Raw genomic sequence first — 23658 nt, forward strand, 5'->3', positions numbered from 1 at the left:
CACTGATACGCTATCGCTGGCAGACAGGGTAAGCCGGAATGAAATGGCATGCCGTGCAACTTTTTCCGCCAACCATTCGACGGAATCGAATCATTCCGCCACCAGACAGCAGCTAGCAACGGCATCAGCCAAGGCGTGAGCCATGGCATGCGTGGCGGGGCCCGCCCGGTCCCGGTCGCTGAAAATCAACTGCATAGGCACTTCTCGGATACCGCCCGCACTCAGCGGCAACGGCTTGAGCCTCCCGCAGTCGAGTTCCTCGCGGATACGCGTCTCGGGGAACCAGGCAAACCCCAGGCCACGCATGAGCATGTCCTTCGAGGTGGCAAGGTGGCTGACCGTCCAGCGCTGCTCGGCCTTTAGCCAGCCGGCATCCATGGCCTGGCGTAATGCCGAGTCGCGCACGACCAGTTGGCGATGCTGAACCAGATCGCGCAGATCGAGCGTCCGACCCAACCCGTGCAGAGGATGGTCGGGATGCGCCACGGCGATGAAACGCAGCGAGGCCAGCGGCTCACCTAAAAACCCCTGCGCCGCCAGGCCAGAGACGACGATATCCGCACGGCCGTCGTAGAGCATCTCGATTCCGCCGTTGAGCACCGTTTCGTGCAGTTGGACACGTACGTGCGGGTAATGTCGGGAAAACGTTTCCAGGGCATGGGCCAGGGCATCGGCGGGAAAGATCTGATCCACGGCCAGCACCACCTCGGTCTCCAGCCCTGCCGACAGACTGGCCGCGACCTCTTCAAGGGCCGAGGCATTCTCGATCAGTTGCCTGGCCCGGCGCAGCAGCATTTCCCCGGCTTCGGTCAAGCGCACCTGGCGGCCGACCGGCTCGAGAAGCTGCACGCCGAGCTGATCTTCCATCTTGTGGACGGCATGATTGAGTGTGGACGCACTCTTGTGAATGGCGTCGGCCGCCCGTGCGAAGCCGCCATGATCCACAACAGCGGCAAGCATTTGCCATTGTGCCAATGTTACCCGCGACATTTCGTTTTCCTCGAATGATTCAAGCTAAATTATGCGCTTAATCTTCGAAAAATACGGACTAGAATGCGAAGCATATCAACGTATCCGGAGGTAACCATGGCCCTTCGCCCTGTTGAACGCCTGATTCGCAGCCACCCCAGCCAGGATGGCGATGGCGTCAAGATTTCCCGCATTCACGACTTCGGCGGCGGTCTCGACCCCTTCCTGATGCTCGATGAATTGGGATCGGATCGCGCCGACGATTACATCGGCGGCTTCCCTCCGCATCCACATCGCGGCATCGAAACGCTGACCTACGTCGTGCATGGCGGCCTGTCGCATGAAGATCACCTGGGGCATGCCAGTACCATCGGGGCCGGCGACGCCCAGTGGATGCATACCGGGCAGGGCATCATCCATTCTGAAATGCCACTGACCGATAGCCAGGGGCTGCACGCTTTCCAGCTATGGATCAATCTGCCGGCCAGAGACAAGCTCAGCCCTGCAACCTATCGCGACGTGCGTGCCGCCGAGATGCCACACCTTACCGCCGAAAAGGCGGAACTGGTCGCGCTGGGCGGTCAGTGGCACAGCGGGGAGCAGCGTATCGATGGCCCGCTGGATACGCTAGCCGGTCAGGCTGCCATTGCCCATGCCAGACTTCAGCCTGACGGCGAGATGATGCTGAACCAGACCTCGCCGACCCTGCTGGTCTATGCCTTCGAGGGGACGCTCGTCGTCGGCGAGACTCCGGTCCCCCAAGGTCAACTGGCCAGGTTGGGCCCGGGGGATCAGGTTCGTCTGACGAGTGAGCGCGGCGCTCAGGCCTTGCTGCTGGCCGGTACGCCCCACGAGGAGCCGATCGCGCATTACGGTCCATTTGTGATGAACACGCGAGCCGAACTCGAACAGGCACTCAGTGATTATCGCGATGGCACATTGACCGGATAGGCTCGGCCCGATAGGCTTATTGGCCCCGGTAATCAAACCGGGGCCAATCATGTAATAAAATGATAGGCTTGGTAATTTCTTGTAGCCGTTGGCTATGAGTTTAATAGCTGTAGTTATTTACAGCTAGGCATGACGTGTCTCGATAGGTTAAGGTTCCTTCGCCTTTTTCTATTCACTTGACACGTTACCAGGCCATCATGTTGCGAATACTCCATTCGCTACCCCGCACACATAAGTTACTTATTTTACCTGTAGCCACCATGGTTACAGTGCTGGGTACGCACAAGATCATTTCGGCTTTCGACACTAGCGGCACTCACTCGCCGTCCCTCGTCGCGGTCAATCTTCCCAGCGTTACCCTGCCTGCCGACCTTCAGGCGCATGCCAGTACAGCATCGTCGGTAACGACGCCCCCTGCCGACACCGGAAAGGATACCGCCAGCGATACATCGTCGGGCGGCGACGTTACGGGACAGACTATCCCACTGGCCAGTCTCAAGGCGCACGACATCGTCGACGTCAGCTTCCTGGCCAAATCGGATGCCACCGATGCCGAGATCGTCACCCCGCTCAAGCCGGCGCCGGTCGCTACCGATACTACAGCGCCTTCCGTCAAGGAAGCCGCCAAGGTAGACGCCCAGGCCCTGCATCTCGCCATGCAACTGCCTTGGAACGCACCGGAGGCGGCCGAATACGAGGATATCGGCGGTACCTCCTATGAAGACCTTTCCGCCGACCCGCTGATCCTCAGCGATGGCGATATCGAGCTTGAAGAAGAGCTGGCGGCCAATGAAGTCTTCGTCCCGAGCTGGGAGACCTACACCATTCAGCCGGGCGACACTTTCGCCGTGATGGCTGAACGCACGCTGGGTCTCGGCTACAGCGAAGTGTTGAAGCTGCTCGACGAAATGCCGGAAAAGAAAGCCCTCACGCGCTGGCGTGTCGGCGATAGCTTCGACTTCAAACTCAACGAAACTGGCGACCTGTTGGCTCTGCGCGTCATGAAGAACGCTCGCACCGGCTACCTGATCGAGCGTAACGTCGAAGAAAAGAGCTTCGAGGTCACCAGCTTCGAGAAGACTGCCCAGGCCACCGAACGTCTGTTTGCCGGTACCGTCAGCGGCAGCTTTGCCCAGTCCGCCAGCGCCACCGGCCTCTCCTATGCCGAAGTCGCGGAACTTTCCGTGCTGCTCTCCAAGAAACTCAACTTCCGTCGCGATACGCGCCGTGGCGACAAGTTCGAGGTCCTGGTCGAGACCGACATGATCGAGGGCAAGGCCACCGACTCGCGCATCCTCGCGGCGCATTACGAAGGTGCCCGGATGGACCTGACCGTCGTCCGCAACTCTGCGGACGATCGTTTTTATACACCCGACGGCCACAGCCTCGACCCGGCCTTCAGCCGTCATCCGTTCAATGGCAGCTACCGGATCAGTTCATCGTTCAACCTGCGTCGCAAGCACCCGATTACCGGCCGCATCAGCCCGCATCGCGGTACCGATTTTGCCATGCGTACCGGTTCACCGGTCACCTCACCCGCCGAGGGGCGTGTCGTCAAGGCGGCGTTCCAGAAAAACGGCGCCGGCAATTACCTGGTGATCCGCCACGACAACGGCTACAAGACACGCTACATGCACCTGTCAAAGCGTCTGGTGTCCGAAGGCGACCGCGTCAGCATGGGCCAGAAGATCGCGCTGTCCGGCAATACCGGCCGCAGCACCGGACCGCACCTGCACTACGAAGTGATGGTCAACAACAGCCAGGTCGACCCCATGCGCGTCAAGTTGCCCGAAAGCAAGAACCTGACCGGCCAAGCCTTGGCGGCATTCAAGAAGGAGTCCCAGCAGCTCCTGGCCAAGATGGACAACGACAACGACGGTACAGTGGTCGCCAGTCGCTCGGCCTCCTCGAATCGCCCCGACGGTTCATGAGCGAGAGCCCCTCCTGCGCTCCTAACGACACGGCCCGCCTCATGGCGGGCCGTTTCATTTGCCTCTCGTCCGGTATCAAGCCTATTCAGGGGCCGTAGTGACGCCCATCGAGAAAGCGATCCGCCATCATTACGATGTCGCCACGGTCGCCCGCCAGGCGCCAAGCGGCGTCATGCGCCCCTTCGGCTTTGCTGTCGACCAACGGTACGGAAATACCCAGGTCGGCGGCGGCCTGCCGATACAGATCGGGACGCACGCAGCGCTCGACGACACCCTGCAGGTCGATATTCTTGTCCAGGTGCCCCCAGCGTTGCATCTGTCGGGCATACCACAGCGTCTGCGAGTGCCAGGGGAAGTTGGCAGCATGCCGGTGGAACAGGGTCGCTCCTGCCAGCCCGCCCTCCTCCCGGCTCGACGAGGCCTGTTGAGGATCGCGCAGTCCTGACTCGACGACTGCCGGAGACACGTCCAGATACCCGCCCAGGCAAAGCAGCCTGGCTGCCTGCTCCCGGTTGCCAGGTTCGTCGAGCCATCGGCACGCACGCAGCAGGGCCCGCAGCAGAGCCCGATGCGTATTCGGGTATTGCTGCGCCCACGCCTCACGTACGCCGAACACTTTTTCCTGACTGCCACCCCAGATATCGAAACTTCCGCACAGCATACGCCCCTGGCCGCGGCTCGCCGCCAGCCGGTTCCAGGGCTCGCCGACACAATAGCCGTCGAGCCGCCCGGACTCGAGCTGTGACGCCATCAACGTTGGCGGCACCACACGCAACTCCAGATCGTTTTCCGGGTCGATCCCCCCGGCCGCCAACCAGTAGCGCAATAGGTAGCGATGCGAGGAGAACGCGTACACATTGGCAAAGCGAAGCTTCGACTCGCCGGTCTCACGTCTCGTCTCGATCACCTGTGCCAGCGCCTTCGCCTGAGCCACCGGCGAGCGCATCGCATCAGGATCCAGCGCGATCATGTGCGCGTGAACCGCCTGCGAGACCGTAATGGCATTACCGCCCAGGTTCAGCGTCATCGCCGAGATCAGTGGAATGGCGCGGCCATCCAGACCCAGCGTAGACGCCAGAGGCATCAGCGCCAGCATCTGGGCCCCATCAAGCATGCCCAACTGCATGCCGTCTCGCAGACCTGCCCACGAGGCCTCGACGCTTAACGACACATCCAGTCCTTCATCGGCAAAAAACCCTTTTTCCAGGGCGACGATGAGCGGCGCGGCATCGTTGAGCGGCAACATTCCCAGCGTCAGGCGCTGCAGCTCAGGCTTTGGATTATTCCCGTCAGCCAGGGTCGAGTTCATGCACTTCTCCTACTTTGCTTTCTTGCCCGTGGCGGACAGCAGTTCCTGGGCCAACTCATGGATCGTCATGCGTCGGTTCATGGCCGTCTTGCGCATGTATTGGTATGCCGCATCTTCGCCAAGGCCTCGCATCTCCATGATGGCGGCCTTGGCGCGATCGATCGCGCGGCGCTGTGCCAGGCTCTCCTGGGTACGGCTCAATTCTCCCTTGAGCGCACGATAGGACTCGAAGCTGGAAATCGATACGTTGAGCATAGACCGCACCAATGCCGGGTTGATGCTGTCGACGACATAGGCGCTCACGCCGGCCTGGGTGGCCTGCTGCGTCAGATCCGGCGTTTCTTCCTCGGCCAGCATGATCATCGGCTTGGGATAGCGTCGCCCCAGCTGCCCCAGGTGCTCCAGCGTATCGCGGCTGGGCAGTGCCGCATCAACGATCACGGCGTCCGGCTGCAGCGCCTCCATGGTGATGTAGAGGTCGTCCTGCTCGTCCACGGTCGAGACAACGTCGAAACCGGCCTCGACGAGTGCTTCCTCCAGTGCCCGGGAGCGCTCGTCCTTGGTGTCCACGATCAGCACCCTGATAGCCATCCGTACTCCCCATGCTGATGGATGCTTTGTCTGGCCTGCCTGCTCGAATCGCTCCCCGCTGATTCGTGTGCGTGCAATTGGGCAGACCTTGTTTTGCCCTTTGTTCTAGCAGGTTTCGTGCCATACCCACATGCACCTGCCACGGGTCGTTGCACGCGATAGGAACGGTAAACACGCACCAGGCAGAGGCAGGGGCCGACACGTTGCACCAGAAGAATGCGCTGCGAAAAACAAGGAGGGAGCCGTCAAGACCATTTGCAACGGCGGGGAAGTTTCGACACGACCATGCATTGCCATTGTGCAAAGCGGCACGAGGATGCGCCAACGCTGGGCCGCATCCACGATAGACCAGCGTCATCTTCTTATTCCATGAACACAAGCTTCTGAAAGATAATTTATTTTTATATTTGGCATGCAAGGTGCTTGTTGAAAAACACAGGACGTGGACCAGGCTTGCGCGACCAAGTACGAGTGCGTCGAACCCGGACCTTCAATGCCGAAGGCCCATGAATCCGTGTTCGATAGCGACTCGACGAGGACCGTCCCATGGACATTCGCAACAAAGCCAACAGGATACGACTGTTCAATTTCAGCACACCGCAGATGCAGGCCTTTCACTTCTCCTGGTTCGCCTTCCACATCTGCTTCTTCGGCTGGTTCGGCATTGCACCGCTCATGGCGGTGGTACGTGACGATCTCGGCCTGACCAAGACCCAGATCGGCAACACCATCATTGCCTCGGTGGCAATCACCGTTATCGTCCGTCTGGCGATCGGCGTGCTGTGCGACAAGATCGGCCCGCGCAAGGCCTATACCTGGCTGCTGTGCCTGGGCTCCCTGCCGGTGATGATGATCGGCTTCGCCGACAGCTTCGAGAGCTTCTTCCTGGCGCGCCTGGCCATCGGCGCGATCGGCGCATCCTTCGTCATCACGCAATATCACACGTCGGTCATGTTCGGCCCCAATGTAGTGGGTACTGCCAATGCGACCACCGCCGGCTGGGGCAACCTCGGTGGCGGAACGACCCAGATTCTCATGCCGCTGATCTTCGCCGGCATCCTGATGCTGGGTGTCGAGGAAACCCTTGGCTGGCGCCTGGCCATGGTGGTGCCCGGCATCGTGCTGTTTTTGACCGGCCTGGCCTATTATTTCTTCACTCAGGATGCACCCAACGGCAACTTCGACGAACTGCGCGAGCGCGGCGAACTGCCCAAGGCGGAAAAAGAGTACAGCATGGCCAGTACCTTCGGTGCCGCTGCCAAGGACATTCGCGTGTGGGCGCTGTTCGTGGTCTACGCCGCCTGCTTCGGTGTCGAGCTGACCATCAACAACATCGCCGCCATCTACTTCTTCGATACCTTCGACCTCGACCTGGCTACTGCCGGCATGATCGCCGGCCTGTTCGGCCTGATGAACCTGTTCGCGCGTACCTTAGGCGGCGTGTTCTCTGACCTGTTCGCCAAAAGCGGCGGTCTCAAGGGCCGTGTGCGCTGGCTGTTCATCGCCATGCTGTGCGAAGGGGTAGCATTGATGTTCTTCTCGCAGATGCATGTACTGACGTTGGCCATCGGCATCATGCTGGTGTTCAGCCTGTTCACCCAGATGGCCGAAGGCGCCACCTTCGGTGTAGTGCCCTTCGTCAATCGCAAGGCCTTGGGTGCCGTGGCCGGCATCGTCGGTGCAGGCGGCAACGCTGGCGCCGTGGCGGCCGGGTTCCTGTTCCGTTCCGAATCGCTGACCTACCAGCAGGGCCTGTTCTACCTCGGCATTGCCGTATCGATTGCCGCCTTCGCTACCATGCTGGTGCGTTTCTCGCCCCAGGTGCTGGCCGAGGAGGATGCGGCCTATCGCGAGGCAGCCGGTGGCAGTGCCGCTCCGGCCGAACTGTCGCTGCGCTGAGCTTTACCGGCTTGCTCCGCGACACACCGCCGCCCTTCGGGGCGGCGGTTTTCGTTTGCCGGGTCATGCTAGGCTATGGCGTTTGTCGCCGAATCGGATGGTCGTGTGCCGCGTCTCTCACAGCCCCCAGCCAAGTCCCGGCATCTCCTGCCCGGATTCTTCAGCGTCTTCCGCTATAGCCGCCGTGCACTGGCCCTGGTCTGGAGCACCTCTCGCGGCCTGACCATCGGCTTGGCCATTTGCACGCTGGTCGCCGGTATCTTACCTGCCGTGGCGGCCTACCTCGGGCAACTGATCGTCGATGCAGTGGTAGCAGCCATGGAACAGCATGCCCAGCAGCCCGGCCTCGACTGGCAGTCCCTGCTCTGGCCACCCATGCGCTACGTGCTGATGGAGATGGGCGTGATTGCTCTGATCGCCCTCGCCCAACGCGGGCTATCGGTCCAGCAATCGCTGCTGCGTGCTCTGCTCGGCCAGCGCGTCAATGTGATGATTCTCGAGAAGGCTGGCACCCTGTCGCTGTCGCAGTTCGAGGATTCCGAGCTCTACGACAAGCTGACCCGCGCCCGTCGCGAAGCCTCGTCACGCCCTCTGGCACTGGTCAATAAGACCTTCAGCCTGATCCAGAACGCCATTTCGCTGGGTAGCTTCGCGCTGCTGCTGTGGCAGTTCTCGCCCTGGGCACTGCTGATCCTGGTCATTGGCGCCCTGCCGGTATTCGTCTCCGAGGCCAAGTTCTCGGGCGATGCGTTCCGCCTGTTCCGCTGGCGTTCGCCTCAGACTCGCATGCAGTCCTACCTGGAAACGGTGCTGGCCCGTGAGGACAGCATCAAGGAGGTCAAGCTGTTTGGCCTCGAGTCACTGTTTCTGGGACGCTATCGCGATATCTTCCGCACCCTGTATGCCGAGGACCGGCGCCTGACGATCCGCAGAGATGCCTGGGGTTTCCTGCTCGGCCTGCTGGGCACCCTGTCGTTCTATGCTGCCTATGCCTGGGTGGTCGTGGATACCATCCTCGGTCGCCTGACGCTGGGCCAGATGACCATGTACCTGAGCGTGTTCAAGCAGGGCCAGTCCGCCCTATCGGCCAGCTTGACCGCGATCAGCGGCATGTACGAAGACAACCTCTACCTGTCGAACCTCTACGAGTACCTGGAGCATCCGGTGGCGACCGACAGCGGCCACCTGACCGCAGGCATCCGACCCGGCGACGGTATCCGCTTCGAGGGCGTGAGCTTCACCTACCCCGGCGGCGAACGGCCGGTATTGCAGGATATCGACCTTCACCTGCAGCCCGGCGAGAGCCTGGCGCTGGTCGGCGAGAACGGCTCCGGAAAGACCACCCTGATCAAGCTGCTGACCCGGCTCTACGAACCCTCTCGAGGGCGTATCCTGCTCGACGGCAGCGACCTGCTCGATTGGGATATTGGCATGCTGCGCCGGCGTGTCGGTGTCATCTTTCAGGATTTCGTGCGTTATCAGCTACCGGTCGGTGAGAACCTGGGGGTCGGCGATGTCGAGGCGTTTACCGACACGGCACGCTGGGAACGTGCGGCAAGACAGGGCATGGCCGACGACTTCATCGCACGCATGGAGAACGGCTACCATACCCAGCTCGGCCGCTGGTTCCAGCGCGGCCAGGAACTTTCCGGCGGGCAATGGCAGAAGATCGCCCTCTCTAGGGCCTACATGCGCGAAGACGCGGACATCCTCGTGCTTGACGAGCCCACCGCGGCCATGGACGCCGCTGCCGAAGCCCAGGTCTTCGAGCAGTTTCGTCGCCATGCCCAAGGCCGTATGACCCTGCTGATCTCGCACCGCTTTTCCACGGTGCGCGCCGCGGACCAGATCGTGGTCATCGACAACGGTCGCATCATCGAGCGCGGCAATCATTCTGCCCTGCTCGCCCGCAATGGACGGTATGCCCAGCTGTTCCGCCTGCAGGCAGCGGGGTATCAATGAGCCAGTCAAGCCTTGCCCCGGGCGGAGCAAGGCTTGACGTTTACAACCCCATTGTCTTGCGGAACCCTTTCATGAACGGCTCATCGGCCGGCTCCGGACGATCAGTCCCGTTCATGGCCCGGTGCCAGTACGGGTAGATGGGTACCGGCCGAGTCACTTCCTCGATGCGATTGATCTCCTCTTCGCTGAGCTTGAGCTCCATGCTCGCCAGGTTGTCCTCGAGGTGATCTTCGTTGCGGGCACCGACGATCAGCGAGGTTACGCCAGGCCGGTCATTCAACCAGGCCAGAGCCACACGCGCGGCAGAGACACCCTGGCCGTCACCAATCTCGACCAGGGTATCGATGATGTCGTAGGCACGCTGCCAATCATGCACGTAGGGTTCGGGCCAGTCGGTTCCCTGTCGATGATCGGAAGAAACCTGCTTATCACGACGCACCTGACCGGAGAGCAACCCTTCGCCCAGCGGGCTCCAGACCAGCGTCCCCAGGCCCTGGTCGCGGCCGACCGGCAGAATCTCGTACTCGGCCTCGCGAGACTCGGGCGTATAGTAGATCTGCTGGCTTATCGGCCGGACCAGCGCATGCTCACGCGCCGCCGCCATGGCTTTCATCATCTGCCAGCCGTTGTAGTTCGAGGTGCCGACATAACGCACCTTGCCGGACTGCACCAGGTGGTCGAGCGCCGCCAGGCTCTCCTCGATCGGCGTTTCGCCATCCCACTGGTGCAACTGGTAGAGATCCAGATGATCGGTATTCAGCCGGCGCAGGCTGTTCTCGCATTCACGGATGATGTGGTAGCGCGAGGCCCCGCCATCGTTGGGCCCTTCACCCATTGGCGTGCGCACCTTGGACGCCAGCAATATCTCGTCGCGCTTGCCCTGCAGGGCCTTGCCAAGCACTTCCTCGGCCAGTCCCATGGAATACATGTTGGCCGTATCGACCAGGTTGACGCCATGGTCAAGGGCGATATCGAGCATACGCCGCGCTTGCGTCGCATCGATATTGCCGGCCTGCTCGAAGCCTGCCCGACCACCGAGTGTCAGCGTCCCCATGACCAGCTTGGAGACCTTCAGACCGGAGTGACCCAATTGCCGATATTCCATACCTTCCTCCCTGAATGGATCGTTAGCAGAACACCTTTCGACTTTAGTCGGGTCTCGCCCGGGGGCAAGTCATGTCGGGTAAGCGCTTGTAGCCCGGCTTGCGCAACCAACGGCTTCCGGCCTGCCAAGCCTCTTGCTACAGTGAATTTCACCCAATCGATGAAGAAGGACACCGCATGACCATTTCCACCGGCGACAAGATTCCTGACGTAACAATCAAGACCAATGGCGCCAGCGGCCCCGAGGACATCTCGACCGGCGAGCTGTTCGCCGGCAAGCGCGTGGTGCTGTTCGGCGTGCCCGGCGCCTTCACGCCCGGCTGCTCGAATACCCATATGCCCGGCTTCGTGATCAAGGCCGACGAGATCCGTGACAAGGGGGTGGACACCATCGCCTGCATGGCGGTCAACGATGCCTTCGTGATGGGCGCCTGGCAGGAAAACCAGAACGCCCAGGCATTCACCATGCTCGCCGACGGCAATGTCGAGTTCACGCATGCCCTTGGCCTGGAAATGGACGCCAGTGGCGCCGGCATGGGAACACGCTGCAAGCGCTTTGCGCTGATTGCCAACGACGGCGTGGTGGAATACATCGGCGTGGATGCCAAGGGAGTTCACGAAAGCAGCGCCGAGGCGGTCCTCGACAAGCTTTGATGCCTGTGGCTTCCTGCGGGCTGCAACGGCCCGCAGGACATGCTAGAACGAGGCTTTGATGCTATCGAGCCTCACCATGACCCGCACACGTCACACTACGCCTCGCTTCCAGTTACGCCTCGTCGCAGCCAAGGACGTCGTGCTCGGTCCCGGCAAGGCCGACCTGCTGGAAGCCATCGAGCATACCGGCTCGATTTCCTCGGCCAGTCGCGAACTCGGCATGAGTTACAAGAAAGGCTGGCAGCTCATCGACACCATGAATCGCCACTTGCCGGCGCCGGTCGTCGAGACCCGTACTGGCGGGAGTGAACGCGGCGGCGCCTACCTGACACCGTTGGGTGAGGAAGTGCTGATGCGTTACCGTGCCCTGCAGCAACGACTGGATCCACAGACCTGCCGCGAGGCTCGGGAATTGCTGGCCTTGCTGGAAACGACACCGGAGACTCCCTCCTGACACAGATGGCGTCTCCTCGGCTGGCGCACGAAAAACCGAGACGCTATAGTTGCCCCGTTATTTCCTTTCATACATAGCGAGAACGTCATGCTACCCTGCAACGCCTTGTGCCACCGTCTCGCCCGACTTTCCCTGATCACGCTCGCCATGCTGGCCCTGCCGGTAAATGCCGCGTCATCCGTTCACGTCTACGCCGCCGCTTCGCTCACCGATGCCCTGGATGCCGCTGCCGCACGCTACGAACAGAGCCACGATGTCGATATCGTGCCGGTGTATGCCTCGTCATCCACCGCTGCCCGCCAGGTCGCCAATGGCGCGCCGGCCGACCTGTACATTTCCGCCAACGAGCGCTGGATGGACTGGTTGGCCGAGCAGGGTATCTCGCTACAGGCACGCACCGAGCTGTTGCAGAATCGCCTGGTGCTGATTGCTTCGCCCCAAACTGATATTGAACCGTTCTCGCCCGGTGAGGGCGCGTCTCTGGCAGAACGCCTGGAGGACAGACAGCGGCTTTCGGTGGGCGATCCGGCCCATGTTCCCGCCGGCATCTACGCCAGGCAGGCCCTGAAATCAATCGGTGAATGGAACGCTCTCGAGCCGCGACTGGCCCGCGCCGACAACGTGCGTGCCGCCCTGGCACTGGTCGAGCGCGGCGAGACACCGCTGGGCATCGTCTATCGCACCGACGCCCTGGCCAGCGACAAGGTACGTCAACTGGGACAATTTTCGAGCGACAGTCATGCACCGATCACCTATCCCGCCGCGCTGATCGGCAAAGCACCTGACGCGGCGGCCCAGGCCTTCCTGAACTGGTTGAAAGGCGACGAGGCCATGTCGGTCTTCAGCGGCTTCGGCTTCCTGCCTGCTGACACCGGCGCTCATTGACCTCGGATACAACGATGCTCACCGAGGCCGAATGGCAAGCCATCCTCATCAGTCTACGCGTGGCCGGTACCGCGGTCGGGGGTATTCTCGTGCCCGGGGTGGCACTGGCCTGGCTGATGGCCCGCCACGAATTTCGCGGCAAGGCGCTGCTCGACGGCATCGTGCACCTGCCGTTGGTGCTGCCACCGGTGGTCGTGGGCTATCTACTGCTGATCTCGCTGGGCCGCCAGGGCTGGCTGGGGCAATGGCTGGATGCCTGGTTCGGCGTAACGCTGCCCTTCACCTGGCAAGGCGCGGCGGTCGCCGCCGGTGTGATGGCCTTTCCATTGCTGGTGCGCGCCGTGCGCCTTTCCCTGGAAGCCGTGGACGTCAAGCTGGAAGCCGCGGCCAGTACCCTGGGTGCCAACCGCTGGCGGGTATTCTTCACCATCACGTTGCCGCTGGCGTTGCCGGGCCTGCTTACCGGTACGGTACTGGCCTTTGCCCGGGCCCTGTCGGAGTTCGGCGCGACCATCACCTTCGCCTCCAATATCCCCGGCGAGACACGCACCCTGCCCCTGGCGCTCTACACGCTGATCCAGACGCCAGGCGCGGAAGCCGCCGCCGCACGCTTGTGCGTGCTTTCAATCATCATTGCCATGCTGTCGCTGCTGGTTTCGGAGTGGCTGGCCCGCCTGGCCCGCCGCCGGCTGCGCGAACGCGACAGTCAGCGCTGACTTCGGCCAACACTCATGCCCGACGCGACTTCCGTCACCCATTTCCATGCTAACAACGGCACGGCCCTGAGCCTGGACGTGGAGCGACGCCAGGGCGAGTTCCACCTGCAAGCTAGCTTGACCTTGCCCGGCAAGGGCGTCACGGCATTGTTCGGCGCCTCGGGCAGCGGCAAGACCAGCCTGCTGCGCATGATTGCCGGGCTCGATCGCCCCGACAGCGGCACCATTCGGCTCGGTGAGAAGACATTGACCGACACCCGTCGCGGCATTCAGGTACCGCCGCATCGCCGCCGCCTGGGCGTGGTCTTTCAGGAAGCCCGACTATTTCCCCATTACCGGGTACGCGGCAATCTCGCCTATGGCCTGCACCCTTCGATGCGCTCACGCGTCGATGCTATTGTCGAGCTGCTCGGCATCGGCCACCTGTTGCAGCGTTTACCGGCCACGCTTTCCGGTGGTGAGGCACGCCGCGTCGCCATCGGTCGGGCCCTGCTTACCGCACCCCGCCTGCTGTTAATGGACGAGCCCCTGACCGGCCTCGACGGTGCCCGCAAGCAGGAATTGCTGCACTATATCGATCAACTGGCGAGAGATATCGATATCCCTATCGTCTACGTCAGCCACGACCCGCACGAACTCACCGCCATCGCCGACCACCTGGTCCTGCTCGACCAGGGCCAGGTACGCGCCGAGGGCCGCCTGGACGTCCTGCTCAACCGCTTCGATCTCACCGAGCACCTAGGCGGATTCGATGCAGCCTCGGTCATCGCCGCCCGTGTGGAGATGCACGATATTCACTACGCCCTGACTCGGCTGACGCTCGAGGATGGACAGACACTGAGCGTCCCCAGGCTCGATGCCAGCCCCGGTCAACGCTTGCGCCTGCGTATTCCGGTGCGTGACGTGGCGCTTGCCCTGACCGAGCCAAGAGACATCAGCTATCGCAACCGACTCCATGCAGTTATCCAACGCATCGAGCCTCTGGACGGCTCCCGCGCCAGCGTCGAGTTGGGCCTGAGCGTGAGTGGCCAGGCACTGCGCGCCCGGCTGACACGCCATGCCCTCGACGAAATGGGGCTCGACGTGGGCATGCCGGTGGTAGCGTTGATACGCAGCGTGGCATTCGAGACACGTTGATGGGTAACATACTGAAACAAGCGTTCGTCACACTGCGTACGCTGAAGAATAACGATAACGGGATATCGCCGATCACATGGGGTGACGGCACGAAAGACAGGCCATGCCATGGAACTCAATACGCAGGAACGGCCACGCCAGGTCGAGATTACCGACGCCGCGCATATCGCCGATGTCGTCGATAGCCTGGGCAACGCGACCCACTCGCTCACTGTCACTCTCGACAACGCCCCTACCGCCTTTCCGGTGCGGCTTTCCGTCGTCGATCCCGAGCGGCGCCAGCTTACCCTGACGCTGACCGACGCCCAGAGTCTCAACGCCGCGGAAATTGGCGAGCAGGCCCTGACACTGAGAGCGGAAAGCCTCTCCGACACGCTGCACTTCAAAAATTTGGCTCCGCTCGACGTCTGTCGCGATGGCGATTGCCTGACAATCGAGTGCCGCCTGCCACGCGCCCTCTACACGACCTCGAAACGCCGCAGCCTGCGTATCCCCTTCATCCAGGGCATGCACACCAGGGCCTACGCCGCCGTGTTGCCCACGCAGCCCCCGGTAGCCGGGGAGTTACGCAACCTGTCGGCAGGCGGCTGCCTGATGGAAGTCCCCTTCGCCGACAGTCCCTTCTTCAAGGTCGGCGATACCCTGCCCACGGTGGGCTTCGAATTCCCCAACGGCGAGAAATTCATTGCCTCGGGCACCGTCCGTCATGTCGGACCGGCCGGACGCACTCACAACGCGGCGGTGGGCATCGCATTTCACAACCTGTCCCCCGAGCGCCAGAACCGCCTGGTGCATTATGTCAACGAGGCCGAACACGAAGCCGCCTACCGCAGTGGCCACGGTGGACGCCTTGCCCGACCATCGCCGCTCTTCCAAACGCCGCTGCGCAGCCGTCGCCAGGCCCAGCGGCAACGCGACCTGACCGAAAGTACGCCACTGGTGCGCACCCTACGCGAAGTCGCACGTCAATTGCACATCACCCTGCTTGCCCTGAAGAACGACCAGCCGATATCGAGCGATGCCATGCTCGGCTGTGCCGATACGCTGCTGCGTCTACTGACACAACGCCGCCAGCAGTGCCTCTATGCGCTGGCGTGTCTGGGCAGCGAGCCACAATGGATCCAGCATTCCATCAACGTGGCAGCCAAGCTCGGCGACCTGATGCTGGCCGAGCCGGAGTACGCCTCACGCGCCCGAGCCGCCGTCGCCGCCGCCCTGCTGCATGACATGGGCAAGGTCCTGCTGCTGGACGAGTCGTTGCACAGCCTGGAAGGGGCGCTGGATGACGCGCAGCGCGAACGCCTGCGCGAGCATGTCGTGCTATTGCTGGATCGTCTGGCGCCGCTGGAGGGGATCGACACCTCCCTGCGTCACAACATCATCGGCTGCATCAATGAACGCCTCGACGGATCGGGCTACCCCCACGGCTATCGTGCCGAGTCGCTATCGGCCATCGCCCGCATGGCGGCGGTCGTCGACGTACTCGATGCGATGACGCGCCCACGTGGCGACCGTCCGGCCAAGACCGCGATCGAAGCCTACCGGTATCTCTACAACCGCCCCGACCGTTTCGACAAGCACTGGGTGACCCGCTACGTGCAGCGCCACGGTTTCTACCCCATCGGCAGCCTGGTCAGGTTCAGCCATGGCTACCTGGCCTGGGTCATGGAGCTCGACGAGTCCGGCCAGCCCTGCCGCGTCCGCGTGGTCAGGAACACGTCACGCAGCGAACTTGCCATGAATCACATCCTGTCCAGAGTCGATTTCGGCCAACTGGGGCAAGTCAATAAATTGGTCAGGCCCGAAGCCTATCGATTGGCCCCCTTCTAACCGTCATTCAACCCAACGGCAACCTCAGGTTGGCCCAAGACCTCTGTCTTCGGTCCCTAGTATTTCCTTTACCGATGGCTGATTATGGAGCGTTCAGTGCTTACCCGGTCAGACCAAGGAAAGACGAACCATGAAAGATGACAATCCCACCAGTGCCAGGCCGACCGGGAAGTCTCAGGGCGAATCGAGAGTCGTGCAGATCGGTACCAATCACGGTGAAAAGCCGACAACTGTGGTCGGCATCGGCGCCTCCGCGGGGGGACTGGCCGCGCTAAAACGATTTTTCGAACGCGTCCCCGCACATTCCGGCCTGTCCTTCGTCGTGGTCATGCACTTGTCGCCGGAGTACAAGAGCCATCTGGCCGATTTATTGCAGCCGTCGACCAGCATGCCAGTACAGCAGGTGACCGACACCGTGCCTCTGCTGGCAGATCATGTGTATGTGATCCCTCCGGGCCGCAACCTCAATACCATCGATACTCATCTGCGGTTAACTGAACTAGAAGAGAAACGTCGCGATCGCGCCCCCATCGACCATTTTCTCCGCACGTTAGCCGAGACCCACGATGGCGACTCCATCGGCGTGATTCTCACCGGGACCGGATCCGACGGTACGCTGGGCATCAAGGAGATCAAGGGCCGCGGCGGTCTGACGATCGTGCAGGATCCCAACGAGGCGGAATTCGATGGTATGCCACAAAGCGCCATCTCTACCCGTATAATAGACAAGGTACTGCCCATCGACGAAATCCCCGGCGAGATCCTGCGTTATGCCCATACCCGCCCGCGTATTCAGGTGCCGCAGGACGGTGAGGAACTGGACGAGGTGCAACGGCATGCATTGCAGAAAATCTTCGTACAGATCCGTGCCCGTACCGGCCGAGACTTCAGCCGCTATAAACGCTCCACGGTCATGCGCCGCATCCAGCGGCGCATGCAACTGCACCATGTTGAAGAACTGAGCCACTATCTCGACTTGCTGCGTGAAAACCCGGAGGAAACCCGGGCGCTGTCCGATGAGTTCCTGATCACGGTCACCAATTTCTTTCGGGACAATGAAGCCTTTGACACACTCGAAAGCGACGTGCTCCCCCAAATATTCCAAGGCAAGGGGCCAGAGGATCAGGTGCGTGTCTGGTCAGTGGGCTGCGCCACTGGTGAAGAAGCCTATTCACTGGCGATCTTGTTGCTGGAAGCGGCCGCCAACCACGACGCGCCGCCACAGTTGCAGGTTTTCGCCTCGGACCTGCACGAGCACTCCCTGCAGACGGCTCGTGAAGGCCTGTATACCGGTGATATAGAAATCGATATCTCGGAAGGCCGGCTGCGGCGCTATTTCACTCAGGAAAGCGGAGGCTACCGGATCCGCAAGGAAGTCCGGGAAATCGTGGTTTTTGCACCGCACAATTTGTTGGGCGACCCTCCCTTTTCCAAGCTCGACTTGATCACCTGTCGCAATGTCATGATCTACCTGCAGCGCGACATTCAGCAGGATGTCATCGAGGTCTTTCACTACGCGCTTAAACCGGACGGCCACTTGCTGCTCGGCACCTCGGAAACCGCCGACCGCTCCGACCTCTTCTATACTGAGAACAAGCAGTTCTGCTTGTATCGCAAGCGTAACGTGCCCACGCATGCCTTGCACTTGCCGGTGTTTCCCCGCCCCCAGAGCCACCAGCGCCCCCCCCCCGACAGCAATCAGGCTCCCGTACAGGTACAACGCTCCTATGGCGAGTTGCACCAGAAGATGGTCGAGCGCTATGCGCCTCCCAGTATCCTGATCAACCCCGAACACAAGGTCGTGCATTTTTCCGAGCATGCCGGGCGCTTCCTCGTGCACCCCGGTGGTGAGCCTACATCACAAGTCTTCAAGCTGGTCCGTGAAGAACTGCGCCTGGAACTTCGTGCCGCCATCGTGGCTGTCGACAGGGATACCCTACCTGTGCGCTCGAAGCCGATTCCGCTCATGCTGGAGGGTGAATGGCGCCACGTGATCATGCATGTCCGGCCTGCGGAGAGGCAGGAGGATCAGGGGCTGATACTGATCCTTTTCGAGGAGCGCAAGGAAACGGTGCGCGAAGGCGGACCACCGGCGGAAGACAATATCGAACACTCATCGAGGGAGCTCGAAGCCGAACTGGATCTCAACAAGCAGCGGCTGCAATCGGTGGTTGAAGAATACGAGACCAGTCAGGAGGAAATGAAGGCAGCCAACGAGGAACTGCAGTCCGCCAACGAAGAGTTGCGCTCGACCATGGAGGAACTCGAGACCTCCAAGGAAGAACTGCAGTCGATGAATGAGGAACTGGCCACGGTCAATCAGGAAAACCGCCACAAGGTTGAGGAACTCAGCCGTCTCTCCAATGATCTGCAGAACCTGTTGTCCGCCACCGACATCGCGACGATTTTCCTGGACCGTGAGTTGCGTATCCAGCGTTTTACTCCCCAGGTCGGCTCGCTCTTCAACATCCGCGTGGCCGACCGCGGCCGGCCGCTCTCCGACCTGACGCACCGGCTCGGCTATGCCTCGCTGACCAACGATGCCCAGCATGTTCTGCACGAACTCGCCCCGCTCAGCCGCGAGATCCAGGACGACTTGGGACGCTGGTATCTGACACGCATCCGCCCCTATCGCAGTTCCGACGATTATATCAGCGGCGTGGTCATTACCTTCATCGATATCACCGACCGCAAACGGTTTGAGGAGGATCTGCGAGCCAGTGAGGAGCGCTTTCGTGTGCTCGTGGACACCTCGGCCCAGATCATCTGGACTACCGAGGCCGATGGTTCGGTGAGTGAAGATTCGCCTTCCTGGCGTGTTTACACGGGCCAGACCCACGAGCAATTCAAAGGCTGGGGCTGGCTTCAGGCCGTCAAGGCCGATGATCGCCAGCGAGCACAAGCAAAATGGCAAAAATCCGTCAAAGCAGGCAAGCCACTACATATAGAATTCCGCCTTTTTCATGCTCCCAGCGGCCAGTATCGCTGGACCGAGGTTCGGGCTAGCCCACTGCGCAACCCGGACCGCATGATTCGCGGCTGGGTCGGCATGAATATCGACATTAATGAGCAGAAGCTTGCCGAGCAAAAGCTGAAGAATCTCAACGAAACCCTGGAAACGCGTATCAATGAACGCACCCAGGAAGTCCGTGACCTGGCCTCGAAGCTGACCATGGCCGAGCAGGAAGAGCGCCGCCGGGTCTCGCAAGTCCTTCATGATGATCTGCAACAGTTGCTCTATGGGCTGCAAATGAAGATGCGCCTGGTTCAAGAGCAACTAGGCGCTTCCGGCCCCGAGAAATCGAAAGAGACACTCGCCTCGACCTTGGCCTGGATCGGTGAAGCCATCGAGACGACCCGTCAGCTTACCGTGGACCTGAGCCCCCCCATCCTCAAGCAGGAGGGACTGGCCGAGGCGCTCGAATGGCTGCAGCGCCAGATGAAGCAGCTTCATGATCTCGATGTCGAACTGCAAACGCGGACGCCGCCCTATACGCCTGACGAAGACCTGCGCGTGTTGCTCTTCCAAGTCGTACGGGAGTTGCTGTTCAACGCCAAGAAGCATGCCGGGGTAAACCGGGTTCGTGTCGAACTGGATCATTCGGAAGACTACATCTGCATCCGCGTCAGCGACTCGGGGCACGGCTTCGACCTGGCCGCCATGGAAGCGAAGCAGCACGAGCAACCCGGCTTCGGGCTCATCAGTATTCGCGAGCGGCTTGGTTTACTGGGGGGCAGCATGAAAATAGACAGCACTCCCGGCGACGGGACTTCTATACTCGTGAAGGTACCTGCACGGAAAGCATGAAGCGTCCGAACGAGTAACGAATATGTCAATTATCAAGGACGATATTGCATGAACATGGACACACCGGCACGCATCTTCGTTGTCGAAGATCATGCCTACATGAAAGAGATGTTGCGCGAATTCCTTTCACTGGAAGAGGACATGGAAGTCTGCGATACCGCCGACTCGGGCGAGGATGCGTTGCAGCACCTTGACGAGGCATCGCCGGATTTCGTTCTCGTGGATTTGTCCCTGCCCGGCGTGAGCGGTCTCGATTTCATTGCCACGCTGAGAGCCAGCCGCCCCGAGCTACCGTGCGCCATTCTTTCGGGCCATGGCGAACGCCGCTATGCCGAGCAGGCGTTGGCCGCGGGCGCGCGTGGCTACGTCCTCAAGGGTGACCCGGACGAGCTGCCTAACGCCATCCGCCAGATGCTGCGTGGTGAGCGCTACCTCAGCCAGGCATTGCAGTATTGATGGCTGCACACACCGGAAGATGAAGTTTCGCTGCCGTTGGCGCTCAAGATGACCTGCTGTGGCATCATGCCGAGAAGGCCCTGCGACAACTGGCGTTGCCCATGACTCACGATTCGTACAACAACTTCTGGTTATCCTCGCTTGCCGAGCGCCTTGCGCCACGCCCACGTCTCGAAGGCCGGGTAGAGGCTGACGTCGTCATCGTCGGTGCCGGGTTCACCGGTCTATGGACGGCCTACTACTTGAAGACCCTCGCGCCGAGCCTCGACATTGCCGTGCTCGAGGCCGAGCGTGTCGGCCATGGGGCCTCCGGTCGCAACGGCGGCTGGGTCATCGGCAACCTCGCCGGCCTGGAGCGTCATCTCGGCACCCTGCCGCTGGAAGCGCGGCGCGCCTGTTGCCGGCTGCTGGCCGACAACGTCGATGCACTTGGTGACGTGCTGGCCCGCGAGGGCATAGCAGCGGATTTCCACAAGGGCGGGGCCGTCTATGCCGCCGCCCGCTACCGCGACCAGATCGCCATTCAACGTGACTATCTGCACCATCTTCACGAACTCGGCCATGACGAGGACGCCTGCCAATGGCTGGACGCCGATCAACTGTCGGAAAAGGTGCGTTTTCGCGAGGCCTACGGCGGTATCTTCCATCGCCACGTGGCTACCGTGAATCCCGCCAAGTTGGTCCATGGACTGGCCGAGACGCTCGAGCGACTGGGCGTGACGATTCATGAGCATAGCCGGGCCATTGCCATCGACCACCACACCGTTACCACCGCGCATGGCATGATCGAGGCGCCGATGACCGTCTGTGCCAACGAGGGCTACGCCCAACGTTTCCATGATTTCAGGAAGCACGTCATCCCAGTCCAGAGCATGGTGATCGCCACCGAGCCTTTACCCGACGCTGTCTGGCAGGAAATCGGCATGGCCGGCCGCCCCGCCTTTGCCGACGCCAGCCGCATCATCACCTACGGCCACCGCTCCGCCGACGGTCGGCTGGTTTTCGGCGCACGCGGCACCTACCGCCTGGGCGCCCGCCCCAAGCACGACCAGGCGATCACCGAGGCGGAAATTCGCATGCGTCATGCCTTGCTGAGCGACTTCTTTCCGATCCTGAAAGAGGTGAAGATCACGCATGGCTGGGGTGGTTCGCTGGGGCTGTCGCGCAACTTCCGCCCCCATGCCATCGTCGACCGTCAGGCCGGTATCGCCACGGCGGGAGGCTACGCCGGTGAAGGCGTGGCGGGCTCGCACCTGTTCGGCCGCACGCTGGCCGATCTGATCCTCGAGCGTGAGACCGAATTCACCGCCAAACCGTGGGCCTATGCCAATGCCAGCCACCGGCGGATCATCAAGCGTTGGGAGCCTGAACCGCTGCGCTGGCTGGCTGCGCTGGCCATTACCGGCAGCTACGGCGGAAGAGGCGTTGATGAAGCGGGAAACGCCGGTACCCTTGATCAAGCCTGCACTGACCAAGATCAACGATGTCTTTGCTTCGGTGATCGAGTAGGCAAGGCCACTACCGGTCCTGCCCCAGGTTGCCGTTTCAGCAGGTTGCCCTTGCCGCATTGATCGCACTGACGCCGGCCACGACCGTGGCCTAGGCCATGCTGCTGTTCGACGAGCGCGCAGGGAAGTGTCGGTGTGCTGTTTGGTTTACTCGGCGCGGGGATGGCCCTCGCTCGTTGGCCGACGCAGAAGCGCCGAGAGATGTCCGTCTCACTCTCTTTACAAACTCAGATTTCAATTTCACCACATCGACTCCCCGACCTTGCAGTCAATGTCATGGTCACCCTCGACGAGCCAATATTCCTGCCGACTTTGTACCCTTGTGAGGAGCCCTTGTGCTTGAGATTCATGACCACACTAGAGCGGTTTTATTTTAACTGACTCGTTGGCAGTACCTGGAACAGGCTACCAAAATGACACAAGGCACATGAGGTAGCGCTCAGGGAGGAGGCTCTATGGGATGGCGACGGGGGCAGGCCTACGGGCAGGATCTACGTGACCGGGTCATGGTGGCCAGCGGTTCCCTGCGTGAAGTGGCCACACGCTTTTCCGTAAGCGAATCCTATGTGGCCCGGGTACGGTCACGGCAGCGACGGGGCCTGCTTGCCGCGGGCCCCCAGTGCAGCCATGTTCCCTTCCGGCTCCGTGGTCTCGAAACCGCCCTAGCCGAACGGGTGGCGGCGACACCTGACCAGACACTGGCCCAGTTATGCCAGTGGGTCGAGGATGAGCATGGCCGCCGGGTATGTCTGGCAACAATGTGGAAGACCTTGCGCCGGCTGGGGCTCACCTTGAAAAAAACAGTTCACGCGGCCGAACAACACGTCCTGATGTAACCCAGGCAAGGCACGCCTGGGCGGCTGAGCTGCCTTATCTCGATACGCGGCGGCTGGTCTTTCTCGATGAGACCTGGGCCAGTACCCACATAACTCCTCGCCGGGGTCGCTCGCCTCGCGGCCAACGTTGCCTCGGCTACGTCCCCTACGGCCACTGGAAGACCACCACCTTTCTCTGTGCGCTTCGTACCCAGGGACTGGTCACCCCGCTGGTTCTCGATGGACCCATCAACGGACGAGCCTTCCGCGCCTGGGTTGAACAGGCATTGGCCCCGACGCTGGGTGATGGCGATATCGTCGTCATGGATAACCTGGGCTCGCATAAGGTCGCTGGCGTGCGGGACGCGATCGAAGCGCGGGGCGCCGAGTTGCGCTACCTCCCCCCTTACAGCCCCGATTACAACCCTATCGAGCAGGTCTTTGCGAAGCTGAAGACACTGCTGCGCAACGCCGCTGCCCGGACCGTCGATACGCTCTGGTCGACGGTTGGCTCACAACTCGATCGGTTTACCGTCAGCGAATGCGAGCGCTATATCCTTCATTGCGGTTATGGCCGGTCAGGATGAAAGCGCTCTAACGGTGCTGTGGCCCCGCAGAGGATTGCCGTAGCTTGCCAATAAATCCCTGAAATTAGCTAAAAAAGCTATTCCGCACGCAT

General features: G+C 61.4%; 18 protein-coding genes. 14 read left to right on the forward strand and 4 right to left on the reverse strand.

Features of this window, described 5'->3' with window-relative positions:
* Positions 1–90: 90 nt before the first annotated feature.
* A complete protein-coding gene (locus BM194_RS00360; RefSeq protein WP_092842659.1) occupies positions 91–990 on the reverse strand; it encodes a LysR family transcriptional regulator in 900 nt (299 codons plus the stop codon).
* 96 nt (positions 991–1086) lie between these two features.
* On the opposite strand from BM194_RS00360, the gene BM194_RS00365 reads away from it, so the two are divergent.
* Together BM194_RS00365 and BM194_RS00370 are read left to right on the forward strand one after the other, a co-directional pair.
* Complete coding sequence (locus tag BM194_RS00365) at positions 1087–1920, forward strand: pirin family protein (RefSeq protein ID WP_092842660.1); 834 nt, start codon at positions 1087–1089, stop codon at positions 1918–1920.
* 260 nt (positions 1921–2180) lie between these two features.
* The gene (locus tag BM194_RS00370) at positions 2181–3851 is read left to right on the forward strand and encodes a peptidoglycan DD-metalloendopeptidase family protein (protein ID WP_092842661.1); all 1671 of its coding nucleotides are present in this window, start codon (positions 2181–2183) and stop codon (positions 3849–3851) included.
* Positions 3852–3936: 85 nt separating this feature from the next.
* On the opposite strand, the gene BM194_RS00375 is transcribed toward BM194_RS00370, so the two are convergent.
* Entirely contained in the window at positions 3937–5160 is a 1224-nt protein-coding gene (locus BM194_RS00375; RefSeq protein WP_092842662.1) for a CmpA/NrtA family ABC transporter substrate-binding protein, read from the reverse strand.
* Positions 5161–5169: 9 nt separating this feature from the next.
* Positions 5170–5751, reverse strand: a complete 582-nt coding sequence (locus tag BM194_RS00380) for an ANTAR domain-containing response regulator (RefSeq protein WP_092842663.1) — start codon at positions 5749–5751, stop codon at positions 5170–5172.
* 546 nt (positions 5752–6297) lie between these two features.
* On the opposite strand from BM194_RS00380, the gene BM194_RS00385 reads away from it, so the two are divergent.
* Together BM194_RS00385 and BM194_RS00390 are read left to right on the forward strand one after the other, a co-directional pair.
* A complete protein-coding gene (locus tag BM194_RS00385; protein WP_092842664.1) occupies positions 6298–7650 on the forward strand; it encodes an MFS transporter in 1353 nt (450 codons plus the stop codon).
* 105 nt (positions 7651–7755) lie between these two features.
* Positions 7756–9612 (forward strand): ABC transporter ATP-binding protein, encoded by a 1857-nt coding sequence (locus BM194_RS00390; protein WP_244890826.1) that lies wholly within the window; start codon positions 7756–7758, stop codon positions 9610–9612.
* A gap of 40 nt (positions 9613–9652) precedes the next feature.
* On the opposite strand, the gene BM194_RS00395 is transcribed toward BM194_RS00390, so the two are convergent.
* Positions 9653–10717 (reverse strand): aldo/keto reductase, encoded by a 1065-nt coding sequence (locus BM194_RS00395; RefSeq protein ID WP_092842666.1) that lies wholly within the window; start codon positions 10715–10717, stop codon positions 9653–9655.
* A 176-nt stretch (positions 10718–10893) separates the two neighbouring features.
* Here BM194_RS00395 and BM194_RS00400 point away from each other — a divergent pair, with 176 nt between their 5' ends.
* The 10 genes from BM194_RS00400 (at position 10894) to BM194_RS00445 (ending at position 23566) form a co-directional block, all read left to right on the forward strand.
* Positions 10894–11370 (forward strand): peroxiredoxin, encoded by a 477-nt coding sequence (locus BM194_RS00400; RefSeq protein WP_092842667.1) that lies wholly within the window; start codon positions 10894–10896, stop codon positions 11368–11370.
* A 76-nt stretch (positions 11371–11446) separates the two neighbouring features.
* Entirely contained in the window at positions 11447–11824 is a 378-nt protein-coding gene (locus tag BM194_RS00405) for a winged helix-turn-helix domain-containing protein (protein ID WP_092843015.1), read from the forward strand.
* Positions 11825–11911: 87 nt separating this feature from the next.
* On the forward strand, positions 11912–12709 hold the full coding sequence (gene modA / locus BM194_RS00410) for a molybdate ABC transporter substrate-binding protein (RefSeq protein ID WP_092842668.1): 798 nt from the start codon (positions 11912–11914) through the stop codon (positions 12707–12709).
* Positions 12710–12723: 14 nt separating this feature from the next.
* Positions 12724–13425 (forward strand): molybdate ABC transporter permease subunit, encoded by a 702-nt coding sequence (gene modB / locus BM194_RS00415; protein ID WP_092842669.1) that lies wholly within the window; start codon positions 12724–12726, stop codon positions 13423–13425.
* A 15-nt stretch (positions 13426–13440) separates the two neighbouring features.
* On the forward strand, positions 13441–14562 hold the full coding sequence (gene modC / locus BM194_RS00420) for a molybdenum ABC transporter ATP-binding protein (RefSeq protein WP_092842670.1): 1122 nt from the start codon (positions 13441–13443) through the stop codon (positions 14560–14562).
* Positions 14563–14670: 108 nt separating this feature from the next.
* Complete coding sequence (locus tag BM194_RS00425; protein ID WP_092842671.1) at positions 14671–16392, forward strand: HD domain-containing phosphohydrolase; 1722 nt, start codon at positions 14671–14673, stop codon at positions 16390–16392.
* Positions 16393–16522: 130 nt separating this feature from the next.
* Entirely contained in the window at positions 16523–20200 is a 3678-nt protein-coding gene (locus tag BM194_RS00430) for a chemotaxis protein CheB (RefSeq protein WP_092842672.1), read from the forward strand.
* A gap of 48 nt (positions 20201–20248) precedes the next feature.
* Positions 20249–20656, forward strand: a complete 408-nt coding sequence (locus BM194_RS00435; RefSeq protein ID WP_092842673.1) for a response regulator — start codon at positions 20249–20251, stop codon at positions 20654–20656.
* Between the two features lie 101 nt (positions 20657–20757).
* Positions 20758–22227, forward strand: a complete 1470-nt coding sequence (locus BM194_RS00440) for an NAD(P)/FAD-dependent oxidoreductase (RefSeq protein ID WP_244890827.1) — start codon at positions 20758–20760, stop codon at positions 22225–22227.
* A 392-nt stretch (positions 22228–22619) separates the two neighbouring features.
* A protein-coding gene (locus BM194_RS00445) for an IS630 family transposase (protein WP_092842674.1) occupies positions 22620–23566 on the forward strand; the annotation gives its coding sequence in 2 pieces (ribosomal slippage) (positions 22620–22986 and positions 22986–23566; 948 coding nt in all).
* The last annotated feature ends 92 nt before the right edge of the window (positions 23567–23658 follow it).

The organism is Modicisalibacter xianhensis (genome assembly GCF_900113605.1).
Taxonomy (GTDB): Bacteria; Pseudomonadota; Gammaproteobacteria; order Pseudomonadales; family Halomonadaceae; genus Modicisalibacter; species Modicisalibacter xianhensis.